This is a genomic window from Mycolicibacterium sp. Y3 (assembly GCF_051188035.1).
GTDB lineage: Bacteria > Actinomycetota > Actinomycetes > Mycobacteriales > Mycobacteriaceae > Mycobacterium > Mycobacterium fluoranthenivorans.
In genome coordinates, this window is record NZ_JAVQLT010000001.1 from 1,267,634 (window position 1) to 1,282,333 (window position 14,700).

The window sequence follows — 14,700 nt, forward strand, 5'->3', positions numbered from 1 at the left end:
CGGTCTGAAACAGGGCGGCAACACCGGTGTCCTACCCTGCGGGCATGCGGCCCCAACGGCGATCGGCCCTGCTCGAACATCTGGTGGCCGATCATGCGGGCTCCTCGCAGCAGGCCGTGCTCGGCGAATTGCGTCGCGCCATCCTCGACGGCGGCGTGCCCCCCGGCAGCCCCATCCCGCTCGCCGAGGTGGCCGAGGTGTTCGGTGTCAGTCAGATCCCGGTGCGGGAGGCGCTGAAAACACTGGTCGGTGAGGGCCTGGTGGCGCAGCGGCGCAACGGCGGCTACAGCGTCGCGCAGTTGACCGCCGAGGAACTTCGCGAGATGTACATCGTGCGTGAGACTTTGGAGTCCGCGTCGCTGGCCGCCGCGGTGGCCAATGCCACCGAGGAGGACAGGCTCGCGGTGATCGCGGTCAACGATCTCCTGGAACAAGCGGTACGGGACGCCGACGGCGTCGCCTACCACCGGGGCAGCCGGGAGTTCCATGCCGCACTGACCCGGCCCTCACGCATGTACCGACTGCTGCACATGCTCGAGGCGGCGTGGAATGTCACCGAACCCGTGCAGTCGATGGTCCATGTCGGCCCCGAGGATCGCGCGCACCTGCACGCCGATCATCGCGAGATGCTGGAGGCGTTCCTGGCCGGCGACGCGCCGCGGCTGCTGGCCGCCTCCGACGTCCACGCAGCACGGCTCAACGCCGTGATCGCGACGCTGCCGACCGACACCGGCCTACTTGCCTAGCTGGCAATATATTTTCTTCGCAATCAATCCATAGTCGCGGTGAAACAGCAGGGAAACACACGGTTTCTAGCGTCACCGACTATGACCGATACCGTCATCCCCAAGAACGACCTGCCTCCCGGCGCCGTCATCGGCGCCGGTGACATCGTGGAAGCGGCCGGTCACCCGGTCGGCGGTGGTGAGATCAAGCCGGGGTACGACCCGCGGCTGACCAACGAAGACCTGGCCCCGCTGCGCAACCAGACCTGGGGTTCCTACAACATCTTCGCGTTCTGGATGTCCGATGTGCACAGCGTCGGTGGCTATGTCACCGCGGGCAGCCTCTTCGCGCTCGGCCTGGCCAGCTGGCAGGTGCTGGTGGCGCTGCTGGTCGGCATCAGCATCGTCTACTTCCTGTGCAACCTGGTGGCCAAACCCAGTCAGCTGGCGGGTGTGCCGTACCCGGTCATCTGCCGCACCGTGTTCGGTGTGCTGGGTGCCAACATCCCGGCCATCATCCGTGGGTTGATCGCGGTGGCCTGGTACGGCATTCAGACCTTTCTGGCGTCGGCGGCCCTGGACATCGTCCTGGTCAAGCTCTTCCCGGGGCTGGCACCGTACGCGGTGGTGGGCGACTACGGGTTCGCCGGGCTGTCCCTGCTGGGTTGGGGCAGCTTCCTGCTGCTGTGGGTGTTGCAGGCATGCGTGTTCTGGCGCGGTATGGAATCGATCCGCAAGTTCATCGACTTCTGCGGGCCCGCGGTGTACGTCGTCATGTTCATCCTGTGCGGCTACCTGATCCACAAGGCCGGTTGGAGCGCAATTGATCTCAACCTCGGTGATGTCACGTACACCGGCTGGTCCTCGGTTCCGGTGATGCTCGGTGCCATTGCCCTGGTGGTGTCTTACTTCTCTGGCCCGATGCTCAACTTCGGTGACTTCTCCCGTTACGGCAAGTCGTTCGCGGCGGTGAAGAAGGGCAACTTCCTCGGCCTGCCGGTGAACTTCCTGGTGTTCTCGGTGCTGGTGGTGGTGACGGCGTCGCTGACGCTTCCGGTGTTCGGCGAGTTGATCACCGATCCGGTCACCACGGTGGCCCGGATCGACAGCACCTTCGCCATCGTGCTCGGTGCGTTGACCTTCACCATCGCCACCATCGGTATCAACATCGTCGCCAACTTCATCTCGCCGGCGTTCGACTTCTCCAATGTCAGCCCCCAGAAGATCAGCTGGCGTGCCGGCGGCATGATCGCGGCGGTGGGTTCGGTGCTGATCACCCCGTGGAACCTGTACAACAACCCCGAGGTCATCCACTACACCCTGGAAACGCTGGGCGCGTTCATCGGCCCGCTGTTCGGGGTGCTGCTGGCCGACTTCTACCTGATCCGCAAGCAGAAGGTGGTGGTGGACGACCTGTTCACCATGGAGGAGTCCGGAAAGTACTGGTACACCAAGGGTTACAACAAGTGTGCGGTGATCGCCACGGTGGTCGGGGCGGTGCTGGCCATGCTCCCGGTGTTGCTCGGCGGTAGCGTCTACGGCATGCACACCGCGGCCCAGTACAGCTGGTTCATCGGTTGCGGTGTGGCGCTGGGCCTGTACTACCTGCTGGCCAAGCGCGACACGCTGGTGGCAGCATCGGTGGCATGAGCCGAATCTGGGTGATCAACCCGAACACCACCCGGGCCATGACCTCGACCATCGAGGCGTGCGCCCGGGCGGTGGCCGGTCCGGGCACCGAAATCGTCGGGGTCACCTCAGAATTCGGCCCGCCCTCGATCGAGAGTCACTACGACGAGGCGATGAGCGTGCCCGGCTTGCTCGACGCCGTCAAGCGCGGTGAGGCCCACGGCGTCGACGGCTATGTCATCGCCTGCTTCGGTGACCCCGGCCTGGACGCGGCCCGCGAGGTGGCCCGCGGACCGGTGATCGGCATCGCCGAGGCGGCCATGCACACCGCCAGCCATCTGGGCCGCGGCTTCAGTGTGGTCACCACCCTGGCACGCACCATGGGACGGGCCGCCGATCTGGCCGAACACTATGGCATGCAACGGTTCTGCCGAGGGATACATGCCTGCGAGATCGCGGTGCTGGACCTGGAGACCGATCCCGATGCCCGCAAGATCATCACCGAGGCCTGCCGGGAGGCGCTGGAGACCGACGACTCCGATGCCATCGTGCTGGGTTGTGCGGGGATGGCCGATATGTGCGCCGCCATCTCGGTCGACCTCGGTGTGCCGGTGATCGACGGGGTGACGGCGGCGACGCTGACGGTGCAGTCGCTGGTCACCCTGGGGCTGCGGACATCCAAGCGAGGCGAGTTCGCGGCACCGCCGGAGAAGCAATACACCACGCTCTGATACCGAACGTCGGGTTGTCGTCGGTATTTCCCGTTCGGGCCGACCACAACTCGACGTCCGGCGAATCAGGAGTGTGTGCGGGCCTTCAATGCGCGCAGGGTCGCGAGGTCCGCGCCCGGGGCCTGGGCCAGCACCTCGTCGACACCGAAGGCGCCGCAGTCGAGTCCGCGCAGCACCACGGCCGCCAGCGCCTCCGCGGTGGCCGGCTCGTCGACCACCGCGCCACCGCGCCGGTCCAGATAGGCCTGCAGACGCGGGGCCGCGGCCGCCAGTGCAGTCCGGAAGAAGGTGAACGTCGCCAGCCAGCGCGTCACCAGGTGGCCCGGGTGCATATCCCAGCCCTGGTAGAAACCGCGTTCCAGGGAGCGGGTCACCAGTCTGTGGTGTCGTCGGATCGCTTGTTCCACTTGGGTATCGGTGCCCACCGGATTTACCTGGGTGGACCCGTCGGCCACCCACACCCCGGTCTGGGCCGCCGCCGCCAGCATGACGGCCTTGGCGTGATCGGCCACCGGATGCTCCAACGACTGGTTCTGCGGGGTGATGCCGCACGCGGCGCTGTAGTCGTAGGTGCCGTAATGCAGTCCGGTGCAACGACCTTCGGCCAGGTGCAGGGCCCGGGCCAAGGTGGCGGTGCCGTCGGCGCCGAGTACCGCCTGCGGACTCTCGATCTGCAGTTCGAACCGTAACGACCTGGCGGGCAACCCGTGCGCATGCTCAAGCGCCTCGCACAGCCACATCGTCGCGGTGACCTGCTCGGCCGCCCGCAGTTTGGGCACGGTGAACACGAAGCCCTCCGGTAGCCCGCCGTCGAGCACCAGTTCCAGGGTGCGCACCGCACGGGGGCGATCCGCCAGGGTCAGCCCTTTGAAACGGATACCGCAGCTGCCCAAGCCGAGTGCACGCAAGGTGTGGCCGGCGCGGACGGCATCGTCGTCCTCGACGGTATCGCCGCGGCGGCCGTAGCCGTCCTCGAAATCCAGCCGCAGATCGGCGATGGGCGCGGTGGACAGCCGGTGCCGCACCAACTCCAGGACGGCGGGGTCGCCCAGCTCGAGCAATACCGCGGTGTGCCGATCCAGCAGCTCGAGCGCCGCCGCACCCCAGATCGCGGGGGTGTCCGCGGAGGCGTCGGCCGCGCTGATGTACACGGTGTGCGCCGGCTGCGCCTCGGGGCGGTCACCCGGATAGTGCGCGGCCAGGTCCGCGTCGACATCGGCCAGCAGCGCGTCGATACGGGCCAGCGTGGGTTCCGGGATGGTATTCACCGCAACACCTCCAATCGGCGGATCGCCTCGTCGAGGGTGTCATCGCGTTTGCAGAACGCGAAGCGCACCAGATGATTCCACGTGTTGTCGGTGTCCGCGCAGAACGCCGACATCGGGATGGCCGCCACGCCGGCCTTGTGCGGCAACTCGGCACAGAACTGCGTGCTGTCGTGATATCCCAGGGGCCGCGGGTCCGCGCACAGGAAATAGGTGCCTTGGCTGTCATGCACCTCGAAACCGAGGTCGGTGAGCGCCGCGGACAGCCGATCCCGTTTGCTCTCCAGACTGTCCCGGAGCTTGCGGACCCACGCGTCCTCGTGGTCCAGGGCGTACGCCACCGCCGGCTGGAACGGCGCGCCCCCGACATAGGTGAGGAATTGTTTGGCCGCTCGCACGCCGGCGATGAGTTCTGGTGCGCCGCAGGCCCATCCGATCTTCCAACCGGTCACGTTGAACATCTTGGCCGCACTGGAGATGGTCACGGTACGTTCGGCCATGCCCGGGAAGCGGGCCAGGGGCAGGTGTCTGCGGTAGTCAGAGTCGGTGTACACCAGCGCCTCATAGACCTCGTCGGTGATGACCAGCAGATCCGCGGCCACCGCGAGATCGGCGATCGCGCTCAGCTCGGCATCGCTGAGCACCATCCCGGTCGGGTTGTGCGGTGAGTTGATGATCATCGCTCGGGTCTGCGGCCCGACGGCGGCGCGCAGGGCGTCGATATCGAGGGCGAAACCGCGGCCGTCGGGCACCAGCGGCACGACCTTGCGCACACACCCGGCCATGGCGATGACGGGGGAGTAGGAATCGTAGAACGGTTCGAGCACCAGTACTTCCGAGCCGGGCTCCACCAGCCCGATCACGGCGGCGGCGATGGCCTCGGTGGCGCCGACCGTCACCAGCACCTCGGAGTCGGGGTCGTAGTCGACGTCGTAGTGCCTGGCGCGCTGGGCGGCGATGGCCTGGCGCAGCGCCGGGATACCCGGGCCGGGCGGGTACTGGTTGACGCCCTCGGCGATCGCGTCCTGGGCCACCTTGAGCATGCCGGCCGGGCCGTCCTCGTCGGGGAAGCCCTGACCGAGGTTCACCGCACCGATCCGGGCCGCCAGCGCGGACATCTCGGCGAAGATCGTCACCGCATACGGCTGGAGCCGCGAGACCGTCATGCCCTCCGAGCCTAGGCGACCGGACGGCGCGCCGAGTCGACCAGCGCCCGGATGGCCCAGTGCCGTGTGCAACGCCGCACAGTACGGAATGAATCGACTGCCAGGTGCGCTTACCAGCACATGGCTTTCACCCTCGTGCCCGACGCCACACTGCTCAAGCCGATCCGCGTCGGCGACACCGAAGCGCGGAACCGGATCTTCATGGCACCGCTGACCCGGTCCCGGGCGCAGGCCGACGGCACGCCGTCGGATCTGGCCGCGGAGTATTACTCCCAGCGCGCGGGCGCGGGACTGATCATCACGGAGGCCACCGCCATCTCCGAGGTGGCCAACGGCGCCTATATGAACACCCCCGGCAACTACACCGACCGGCATCAGGAGAAGTGGGCCGAGATCGCCGGGGCCGTGCACGACGCGGGCGGCCGAATCTTCATGCAACTCTGGCACGTTGGCCGGATGGGTCATCCGGAGGTGAACGGCGGCATCGAGCCCGTCGCGCCTTCGGCGATCGCGGCGAACATGACCACCCACACCCCGTCGGGTAAGAAGGCGCTCGTCGTGCCGCGTGCGCTGCGTACCGACGAGATCCCCGGCATCATCGCCGATTTCCGGGCCGCCGCCCGGCGTGCCGTCGACGCCGGACTGGACGGCGTCGAGATCCACGGTGCCAACGGCTATCTGCTGCACCAGTTCTCATCGGATGTGACCAACCAGCGCACCGACGCCTACGGGGGTTCGCCGGAAAACCGGGCCCGGCTGACCGCCGAGGTGGTCGAGGCCGTGGTGGCCGAGATCGGCGCGGGGCGGGTCGGCCTGCGTATCTCGCCCGGGAACTCCGCGGGGGATATGCGGGAGGAGAACACCGTCGCGGTGTACGAGGCGCTGCTAGACCGCATCGCCCCGCTGGGACTGGCTTATCTGCACGTGCTTATCGACCCGAGCGCCCGGGAGTTCGGCGTGCTGCGCGCGGTGTGGTCGGGCACCCTGGTGCTCAACACCGGGCGCGAGACGGGCACCGACTTCTGCCAGCTGGAGAGCTACGCCGAGTGGGGCGCCGTCAGCGCTGTCGCCGTGGGCCGGACGTTCCTGGCCAACCCCGATCTGATCGACCGTCTTTTGCTGGGTGCGGAACTGAACGAGCCGGATGTGGCCACTTTCTACGCCCCGGGTGCCGAAGGCTATATCGACTACCCGACCCTGGCTGAGCTGGAGGAACCGCGCACGGCATGAGTGTGTAGTGGGTGTTCGGGGCGCTGAGCATACGCCCAACCAACAGGTTGGTTTGCGGTTTTGTTAGGCTTCGCGACCAGTGGACTCGAGTCCCGACCGACGATCCCGTCACCCACCCGAAAGGGAACTACACATGTCCGAAGAAGCCTTCATCTACGAGGCCATTCGCACGCCGCGCGGTAAGCAGCGCGGCGGCGCCCTCAACGAGGTCAAGCCCGTCAACCTGGTTGTGGGTCTGATCAACGAACTGCGTACCCGCTTCCCCGACCTCGACGAGAAGCTGATCAGCGACGTCATCCTGGGTGTCGTGTCCCCGGTCGGCGATCAGGGTGGCGATATCGCCCGTACCGCGGTCCTGGCCGCTGCCATGCCCGACACCACCGGTGGTTTCCAGCTCAACCGGTTCTGCGCCTCCGGCCTGGAGGCCGTCAACCTGGCCGCCCAGAAGGTGCGCTCGGGCTGGGATGACTTGGTGCTCGCCGGTGGTGTCGAGTCGATGAGCCGTGTCCCGATGGGTTCCGACGGTGGCGCCTGGGCGCTGGACCCGGAGACCAACTACCGCGTGGGCTTCGTGCCGCAGGGCATCGGTGCCGACCTGATCGCCACCATCGAGGGCTTCTCGCGCGAGGATGTGGACGCGTACGCGGCCCGCTCGCAGGAACTCGCGGCCGCGGCCTGGTCGGGCGGCTACTTCGCCAAGTCCGTGGTGCCGGTGAAGGATCAGAACGGACTGGTCATCCTCGATCAGGACGAGCACATGCGTCCCGGTTCCACCGTGGAAAGCCTGGGCAAGCTCAAGACCGCGTTCGACGGTATCGGCGCGATGGGCGGCTTCGACGATGTGGCGCTGCAGAAGTACCACTTCGTCGAGAAGATCAACCACGTCCACACCGGTGGTAACAGCTCGGGCATCGTCGACGGTGCCGCGCTGGTCATGGTGGGCTCCGAGGCTGCGGGTGCCGCGCAGGGGCTGACCCCGCGGGCTCGCATCGTGGCCACCGCCACCAGCGGTGCCGACCCGGTGATCATGCTGACCGGCCCCACGCCGGCCACCAAGAAGGTGCTCGACCGGGCCGGCCTGACGGTCGACGATATCGACCTGTTCGAGATCAACGAGGCGTTCGCCTCGGTCGTCCTGAAGTTCCAGAAGGATCTGAACATCCCGGACGAGAAGCTCAACGTCAACGGTGGCGCCATCGCCATGGGCCACCCGCTGGGCGCCACCGGCGCCATGATCATCGGCACCATGGTCGACGAGCTGGAGCGCCGCGGCGCCCGGCGTGCCCTGCTGACGTTGTGCGTCGGCGGCGGCATGGGCGTGGCCACCATCATCGAGCGCGTCTAGGGAGAACTGAACCAATGACTGAGAACACGATTCACTGGGACAAGGACGCCGACGGCATCGTCACCCTGACCCTGGACGACCCCACCGGCTCCGCCAACGTGATGAACGAGCACTACAAGGAGTCGATGCACCTCGCCGTGGAGCGGCTTTTCGCGGAGCAGGAGGAGATCACCGGTGTGGTGATCGCCAGTGCCAAGAAGACGTTCTTCGCCGGCGGTGACCTCAAGGCCATGATCAACATCGGCCCCGACAACGCCGCTGACGCGTTCAACGAGGTCGAGACCATCAAGCGCGACCTGCGCACGCTGGAGACCTTCGGCAAGCCCGTCGTCGCGGCCATCAACGGCGCGGCGCTCGGCGGCGGCCTGGAGATCGCGCTGGCCACCCACCACCGCATCGCCGCCGACGTCAAGGGTGTGCAGATCGGTCTGCCCGAGGTCACCCTGGGCCTGCTGCCCGGCGGCGGCGGCGTGGCGCGCACCGTGCGGATGTTCGGTATCCAGAAGGCCTTCATGGAGATCCTGAGCCAGGGCACCCGGTTCACCGCGACCAAGGCCAAGGAGGTCGGCCTGGTCGACGAGCTCGTCGGTTCGGTCGAGGAACTGATCCCGGCCGCCAAGGCCTGGATCAAGGCGAACCCGGATGCCCATGTGCAGCCGTGGGATGTCAAGGGCTACAAGATCCCCGGTGGCACCCCCGCCACCCCGGCGCTCGCGGCCATCCTGCCGTCGTTCCCGGCGCTGCTGCGCAAGCAGCTCAAGGGCGCCCCGATGCCGGCACCGCGGGCCATCCTGGATGCCGCCGTCGAGGGTGCGCAGGTCGACTTCGACACCGCCAGCCGCATCGAGAGCCGGTACTTCACCCAGCTGGTGACCGGTCAGGTCGCCAAGAACATGATCCAGGCGTTCTTCCTGGACCTGCAGGCCATCAACGGCGGCGCCTCGCGGCCCGAGGGCATCGCACCGGTGCCGATCACCAAGATCGGTGTGCTGGGTGCGGGCATGATGGGCGCCGGTATCGCCTACGTGTCGGCCAAGGCCGGTTTCGACGTCGTGCTCAAGGACGTCACCATCGAGGCCGCCCAGAAGGGCAAGGCGTACTCGGAGGGTCTGGAAGCCAAGGCGCTCAAGCGTGGCAAGACCACCGAGGAGAAGTCTGCGGCGCTGCTTGCCAAGATCACCCCGACCGCTGACCCGGCGGATCTGGCGGGTGTCGACTTCGTGATCGAGGCCGTGTTCGAGAACCAGGAACTCAAGCACAAGGTGTTCCAGGAGATCGAGGACATCGTCGAGCCCAACGCGCTGCTCGGCTCCAACACCTCCACGCTGCCGATCACCGGTCTGGCGACCGGCGTGAAGCGGCAGGAGGACTTCGTCGGCATCCACTTCTTCTCGCCGGTCGACAAGATGCCGCTGGTGGAGATCATCCGCGGGGAGAAGACCTCCGACGAGGCGCTGGCCCGGGTGTTCGACTACACGCTGGCCATCAAGAAGACCCCGATCGTCGTCAACGACAGCCGCGGCTTCTTCACCTCGCGCGTGATCGGTACCTTCGTCAACGAGGCGCTGGCCATGCTGGGCGAGGGTGTCGAGCCCGCGTCGATCGAGCAGGCCGGATCGCAGGCCGGTTACCCGGCGGCGCCGCTGCAGCTCTCCGATGAGCTGAACCTGGAGCTCATGCACAAGATCGCCGTTGCTACGCGCAAGGCGCAGGAAGATGCGGGAGCCGTCTACGTTCCGCACCCGGCTGAGGCCGTCGTCGAGAAGATGATCGAGATCGGCCGTCCCTCGCGGCTGGCCGGTGCCGGCTTCTACGAGTACGCCGACGGCAAGCGGGTCGGGTTGTGGCCCGGACTGCGCGAGACGTTCAACTCCGGGTCTGCGCAGATCCCGCTGCAGGACGCCATCGACCGCATGCTGTTCGCCGAGGCTCTGGAAACCCAGAAGTGCATCGACGAGGGCGTGTTGACCTCCACCGCGGATGCCAACATCGGCTCCATCATGGGTATCGGCTTCCCGCCGTACACCGGGGGCTCGGCCCAGTTCATCGTCGGCTACGAGGGACCGCTCGGCGTCGGCAAGGAAGCCTTCGTGGCCCGCGCCAAGGAACTGGCCGCCAAGTACGGCGACCGGTTCCTGCCGCCGGCGTCGCTGGAGAGCTAGTCATCTCACGCGAATCCCCCGGAACCACTGCGGTTCCGGGGGATTTGTGTGTTCAGGCGGGTAGCGGCATGGTGTCGTAGAGCCGCACACCCCTGCGGTTGAGCCGGGCCAGTGCCTGCGTCACACCCAGCGGGAGCGCCGAGATCGCGCGCCCCGCGGCGACGAGTGCGTCCACGCCCCAACGACTTCCGGGCACGATCGTCTTCGCCGTGGTGGCCGCGAAGGCGCGCGCGCTGACTACCGACGGCATCATGATCGCCTCGTACGCCGCGAACGCCGTGCTTATCTGCTCTTCGCGCAAGCGCTCATCGGTGCTTATCTGCTCTTCGCGCAAGCGCTCATCGGAGGCGAAGATGTCCTTGCCGCGCGCGAGCTCACCGGCCAGCACGTAGGCGCCGTAGACGGCCAGGCTGGTGCTGCCGCCGACGGCCGGGCCGGGACAATAGCCGGCGTCCCCGACCAGTGTCACGCGGCCTTTCGACCAGGTGGTCATCTCCAGTTGGGTGATGGCGTCGAAGTAGAACGCCGGCGTGCGCTCCACCTCTGCCAGCCAGGTGTCGACCTCGCCGGACACGCCGGTGAAGGCGTCGCACAGCTGCCTCTTCTGCCGGGACACGTCGCGGTGGTCGAATGCCAGCGGCGTCACCGGCCGGAAGACGAACACCGCGCGGGCGTCGTCCAGATGATCGGCGGTGTAGACCATCGCCACCCGGTTGGGCTCGTAGTAGCCGGTCATCTCACCCTCGCGGGCAAACGATTTCGGCACCGAAACCACCGACAGGTAGCCACCGAGGAAACGTTCGGGCACGTCGCCGAACACGATCTGACGGACGCCCGAGTGCAACCCGTCGGCCCCCACCACCACGTCGAACCGCCGTGACCTGCCGTGAGCGAATGTCACCCGGCCGTCATCGGCGATCGCGGTGATCTGGTCGCCGAAGAGGTACTCGGCGTCGTCACGGCTTGCGTCGTAGTAGATCTCGCTGAGATCGTCCCGCATGATCTCGACGTGCCGGTCGGACATGGCGCCGGCCAGCTTCACGTAGTCGATATACGCCGGACGGGGGGCCCAGGGCCTGCGCACGTCGAGCAGTGTCGTCCCGGTGGCATGCGCCATGACCTGGGGGAGGACGCCCATCCGCTCGGAGATCTCCATCGCGGGCCGGAACAGGTCGATGGCGTGGCCGCCGGTCTTGCGCAGTGCGGGTGCGCGTTCCACGACGGTGACGTCGATCCCGTGCTGTGCCAGCCAATATGCCAGCACCGGCCCGGCGATGCTGGCGCCGGAGATGAGTACGTTCACGATCTTCTCCTTACTTAACGATCGGTAAGCTTACGTCGACGAGCTTACCGATCGTTAAGTCAGCTATGGTGGCTACGTGCCCAGGCCCGCGTCGGATACCAAGAACCGCATCCAAGAGGTGGCGCGTGAGCTGTTCACCGAGAAGGGCGTGCAGCGCACCAGCCTGCAGGACATCGCCGACCGCCTGGGCATCACCAAACCCGCGCTGTACTACCACTTCAGTTCCCGTGAGGACCTGGTGCGCAGCATCCTCACGCCGTTGATGGACGAGGGCGAAGAGCTGGTCACCGGCTATGAGCGGCGCCGGGGCGCGGCCCGCGCCACCCCGCGGGAACTCCTGGAGGGCTGGTTCGACTTCCACTACCGGTACCGTGCCGACCTGGTGCTCGTGGTCGCCGAACTCACGACACTGGCCGACCTCGGCCTGATCGACACCCTGCTGGCGTGGCGGGAGCGCTACACCCGGCTGGTGTTCGGCGCCAGGGCCTCGCTGACGCAGTCGACGCGGGCCGTCATCGCGTTCGGCGGGCTGCAGGACTGTTGCCTGCAGTTCCCCGATGCCCGGCGCGATGAACTGCGCACCGCCGCGGTCGACGGTGCGATGGCGGCGTTGGGACTCTGAGGCGTCCCGGTCGCTAGCGGCTAGTCCGCGACGTCGAACCCGGCGTGCACCTTGGTCGGCCGCACCCGCACCACCAATTCGCCAGGGACGCCGTTGCGCTCGCCGAACTCCCGCGCCCGGTCAGCCCCCATGTACCGGCCGCCGAGGCGGGTCGCCGTGTCGAGCAGTTCGGCGGGGTCCTCGCTGAGGGTGGCCACCCCTTGAACCTGCACGAAGGAGTACGGAGGCTGCGAATCATCAACGCACAGCACGACTCTCGGATCCCGAAGCAACGCCTTTCCCTTGGCGGTGTCCTTGCCGGTGTTGAAGACCAACTCGTCGCCGTCGACGAAGAACCACACGGGTGCCGCCAGCGGCCGGCCGTCGGAGGCCACCCATCCGAATACGGCGGTACGGGTGCCCTCCGAAAGGAATGCGACGACCTTGTCGGAAAGCATGGTCACAGTGCACCCAGGTCCGAGGAGATCCAGTGCTGGGGCTTGAGGAACACCGCGACACTCTCCCCGTGCTCGCGGCGGGCGAACTCCAGGTACGGATCCACCTTCTCCGGTGCCAGATAGCGCTTGGTCATCTCGACCAGCTGGTCGTCGGTACCCGGTTCGATGCGGTCGACCGCACCGTCCACCGCGACGTACCGCACGGACGGTTCGAGGCGCTCGACCATGAGCGAGAGGTGTCCGGCGGCCTCGATCAGCGTGTGCTTGCGCGAGCCTTTCCCGGTGAGCAGCCAGGGCTGTCCGCCGGGGGAGTACTGGTACCAGATCGGCACCGTGAGGGGTCCGCGGTTGTCACCCGCATAGACCGACAGTGCGGCAATATGCGGCTCGGCGAGAAACTGTTCGCGTTCTTCCTTGGAAAGGGCCATGGCCACCAGCCTAACCACTGCTCTGAACTTATTGGTGGGCAGTCGTTTTCAGGCGGCGATGGTCTGATCCTGTGGTGCCCGATTGGCCGCCGGGTTGGCCGCCAACGCACCCAGGACGACATCCCACGTAGGCTTCGCGAACACGATGCCCAGGTGCCCGGCGTTGAAATCGGGGTACAGCTGCTGCAGGACGACGTTCTGCACATTCGGGCCGTCGAGCGCTTGGTTGGTGTAGGGCGTGGCGATCCAGTCGTTCTTGGTGCTGATCATCGTGTAGAGCACGCCGGGACGGGTGTCGCCGTCGCCGTAGATCTCGTCGATCAGGGGTGACCCGATGGCCTGCTGCAGCCAAGCCGGGCCCAGCAGGTTCATCAGGTTGAAGATCGGTTTTCCGATCAGCGGGATGTTCTTGATGTAGGCCAGTCCGTCCACATCGGCCCCGTGGTTGGCCGGCGCGATGCCGATGAACTGCGAGACCTTGGCCGCCCCGTCGAGATTGTTCAGGTAGTACTCCGGCGTCATACCGCCGCCCTGCGAGTGCCCGATCAGGATGACCTTGTCGGCACCTGTCTCCTGCAGCACCTTGTCGACTTCGGCGGAGAGTTCCGCGGCGGATTTGCGGATATCGGCGGTGCCGCGCACCGGCCAGTTCGGGTTGTCGGTGACGTTGCCGTAGTTGAACGTGTAGACGGTGTAGCCGGCGTTGGCGAGTACCGGTGCGCCGACGCTCCAGTTGAACGGGGCGTTGGCCGCGGTGCCGGCGATCAGGATGATGGGCAGCGGGTGGTCCGCGGGCATCCCGGTGAACGGAAGGTTGGCTCCGGCAGGCGACTTGTTCGGGTTCAGGTAGCTCAGCAGATCGCCCATCCCGTAGCTGACCTTGAACGGCCCCTTGACAGTGGAATCGGCGTTCAGCGGTGTCCCGGTCAGCAGCTTGCCCGCGGTGGCCGCCGTTCCGGCGATGGCACTGGCCACGTGGTAGGGCACCCCGAAGAACGGTTTCGGGCCGATGGTGGCGGCCGCCGCGGCGGCAAGGTTGTTCACCACGGTGACGGCGAGCAGACCGATGTCGTTGGCCAGCCCCGTCATCTGCCGGACGAATTGGACCGCGTGCGCGATCGGGTGGGGCGCCTTGGCGGTGGTCGACGGCAGGACCGCCGGGGAGGCCAGCTTCAGGGTTGCGGCAGCGGCGCCGGACTTCTTCGCGGTGGTGGTGAGCGGCTTGGTGTCCGGTTCCGGCGCGGCCGTGGTTTTCGGCTTGGTCCCGGCCTTCGCGTCGGAATCAGGACCGCGCTTGGCGTCCGGCTTGGTATCCGGTGTGGTCTCGGTGGCCTGCTTGGCGGTGCCGTGCTTACGCGCGCCGCGCGGCTTGCCGGCCCGTGTGGGGGTGTCGGTCTTCTCCTCCGACGCAGTCGGTTTGTCTGCAGAAGCGGCCGGTTTGTCTGCCGACGTGGCGCTCTGGTCACCCGATTGGGAGGTGCCCGGCGTCGAATCGTGCGACGTGGTGTCATCGGCATACGCCACGCCGCCGGTCAGCCAGAGCGCGGCGAACAACCAGGCGATCACCAAGAGCGCGGCTGGAAAACGGCAGGTGCGCACGCGGACACGACTCGACGACACTGTGGCCTCCCCCGACCCCCATGGGCAATACCCTTGG

At 67.0% G+C, this 14,700-nt stretch carries 13 protein-coding genes; 7 read left to right on the forward strand and 6 right to left on the reverse strand.

The window, feature by feature from the left end:
- Positions 1 to 44 precede the first annotated feature (44 nt).
- From QN239_RS06260 to QN239_RS06270, 3 genes are all read left to right on the forward strand, one after another.
- Positions 45 to 746 (forward strand): GntR family transcriptional regulator, encoded by a 702-nt coding sequence (locus QN239_RS06260; protein ID WP_499008748.1) that lies wholly within the window; start codon positions 45 to 47, stop codon positions 744 to 746.
- An 81-nt stretch (positions 747 to 827) separates the two neighbouring features.
- Positions 828 to 2,375 (forward strand): NCS1 family nucleobase:cation symporter-1, encoded by a 1,548-nt coding sequence (locus QN239_RS06265; RefSeq protein ID WP_499008750.1) that lies wholly within the window; start codon positions 828 to 830, stop codon positions 2,373 to 2,375.
- Positions 2,372 to 3,085: an aspartate/glutamate racemase family protein gene (locus QN239_RS06270; RefSeq protein WP_499008752.1), complete on the forward strand. Its 714-nt coding sequence runs from the start codon at positions 2,372 to 2,374 to the stop codon at positions 3,083 to 3,085. The genes QN239_RS06265 and QN239_RS06270 overlap by 4 nt, the downstream gene beginning before the upstream one ends.
- A 65-nt stretch (positions 3,086 to 3,150) precedes the next feature.
- Here the strand turns inward: QN239_RS06270 and QN239_RS06275 are convergent, their stop codons facing one another.
- A complete protein-coding gene (locus QN239_RS06275; protein ID WP_499008755.1) occupies positions 3,151 to 4,353 on the reverse strand; it encodes a DUF6986 family protein in 1,203 nt (400 codons plus the stop codon).
- Positions 4,350 to 5,516 (reverse strand): pyridoxal phosphate-dependent aminotransferase, encoded by a 1,167-nt coding sequence (locus QN239_RS06280; RefSeq protein WP_499008757.1) that lies wholly within the window; start codon positions 5,514 to 5,516, stop codon positions 4,350 to 4,352. The genes QN239_RS06275 and QN239_RS06280 overlap by 4 nt, the downstream gene beginning before the upstream one ends.
- Positions 5,517 to 5,636: 120 nt before the next feature.
- Here QN239_RS06280 and QN239_RS06285 point away from each other — a divergent pair, with 120 nt between their 5' ends.
- The 3 genes from QN239_RS06285 to QN239_RS06295 all read left to right on the forward strand — a co-directional run bounded on the left by QN239_RS06285 (position 5,637) and on the right by QN239_RS06295 (position 10,253).
- Complete coding sequence (locus tag QN239_RS06285) at positions 5,637 to 6,746, forward strand: alkene reductase (RefSeq protein WP_499008760.1); 1,110 nt, start codon at positions 5,637 to 5,639, stop codon at positions 6,744 to 6,746.
- A 133-nt stretch (positions 6,747 to 6,879) separates the two neighbouring features.
- Complete coding sequence (locus QN239_RS06290; protein ID WP_499008761.1) at positions 6,880 to 8,091, forward strand: acetyl-CoA C-acetyltransferase; 1,212 nt, start codon at positions 6,880 to 6,882, stop codon at positions 8,089 to 8,091.
- A gap of 14 nt (positions 8,092 to 8,105) precedes the next feature.
- Complete coding sequence (locus QN239_RS06295; RefSeq protein WP_499008762.1) at positions 8,106 to 10,253, forward strand: 3-hydroxyacyl-CoA dehydrogenase NAD-binding domain-containing protein; 2,148 nt, start codon at positions 8,106 to 8,108, stop codon at positions 10,251 to 10,253.
- Positions 10,254 to 10,305: 52 nt separating this feature from the next.
- Here the strand turns inward: QN239_RS06295 and QN239_RS06300 are convergent, their stop codons facing one another.
- The gene (locus tag QN239_RS06300) at positions 10,306 to 11,556 is read right to left on the reverse strand and encodes an FAD-dependent monooxygenase (protein WP_499008764.1); all 1,251 of its coding nucleotides are present in this window, start codon (positions 11,554 to 11,556) and stop codon (positions 10,306 to 10,308) included.
- Positions 11,557 to 11,632: 76 nt separating this feature from the next.
- On the opposite strand from QN239_RS06300, the gene QN239_RS06305 reads away from it, so the two are divergent.
- Positions 11,633 to 12,178, forward strand: coding sequence for a TetR/AcrR family transcriptional regulator (locus tag QN239_RS06305; protein ID WP_499008766.1), 546 nt, complete (start codon positions 11,633 to 11,635; stop codon positions 12,176 to 12,178).
- A 20-nt stretch (positions 12,179 to 12,198) separates the two neighbouring features.
- Here QN239_RS06305 and QN239_RS06310 read toward each other — a convergent pair whose 3' ends face one another.
- From QN239_RS06310 to QN239_RS06320, 3 genes are read right to left on the reverse strand one after another with little or no spacing between them, the layout of a single operon-like run.
- Positions 12,199 to 12,621, reverse strand: a complete 423-nt coding sequence (locus QN239_RS06310) for a PPOX class F420-dependent oxidoreductase (protein ID WP_499008769.1) — start codon at positions 12,619 to 12,621, stop codon at positions 12,199 to 12,201.
- Entirely contained in the window at positions 12,618 to 13,043 is a 426-nt protein-coding gene (locus QN239_RS06315) for a pyridoxamine 5'-phosphate oxidase family protein (protein ID WP_090354583.1), read from the reverse strand. The genes QN239_RS06310 and QN239_RS06315 overlap by 4 nt, the downstream gene beginning before the upstream one ends.
- A gap of 48 nt (positions 13,044 to 13,091) precedes the next feature.
- Positions 13,092 to 14,663 (reverse strand): alpha/beta fold hydrolase, encoded by a 1,572-nt coding sequence (locus QN239_RS06320; protein ID WP_499008771.1) that lies wholly within the window; start codon positions 14,661 to 14,663, stop codon positions 13,092 to 13,094.
- Between the last annotated feature and the right edge of the window lie 37 nt (positions 14,664 to 14,700).

Excerpts from the sequence above, each read along its gene's own strand:
- QN239_RS06260 (WP_499008748.1), top strand. The coding sequence starts at position 45 with ATGCGGCCCCAACGGCGATCGGCCCTGCTCGAACATCTGGTGGCCGAT.
- QN239_RS06265 (WP_499008750.1), top strand. The coding sequence starts at position 828 with ATGACCGATACCGTCATCCCCAAGAACGACCTGCCTCCCGGCGCCGTC.
- QN239_RS06270 (WP_499008752.1), top strand. The coding sequence starts at position 2,372 with ATGAGCCGAATCTGGGTGATCAACCCGAACACCACCCGGGCCATGACC.
- QN239_RS06280 (WP_499008757.1), bottom strand. The coding sequence starts at position 5,516 with ATGACGGTCTCGCGGCTCCAGCCGTATGCGGTGACGATCTTCGCCGAG.
- QN239_RS06285 (WP_499008760.1), top strand. The coding sequence starts at position 5,637 with ATGGCTTTCACCCTCGTGCCCGACGCCACACTGCTCAAGCCGATCCGC.
- QN239_RS06290 (WP_499008761.1), top strand. The coding sequence starts at position 6,880 with ATGTCCGAAGAAGCCTTCATCTACGAGGCCATTCGCACGCCGCGCGGT.
- QN239_RS06295 (WP_499008762.1), top strand. The coding sequence starts at position 8,106 with ATGACTGAGAACACGATTCACTGGGACAAGGACGCCGACGGCATCGTC.
- QN239_RS06315 (WP_090354583.1), bottom strand. The coding sequence starts at position 13,043 with ATGGCCCTTTCCAAGGAAGAACGCGAACAGTTTCTCGCCGAGCCGCAT.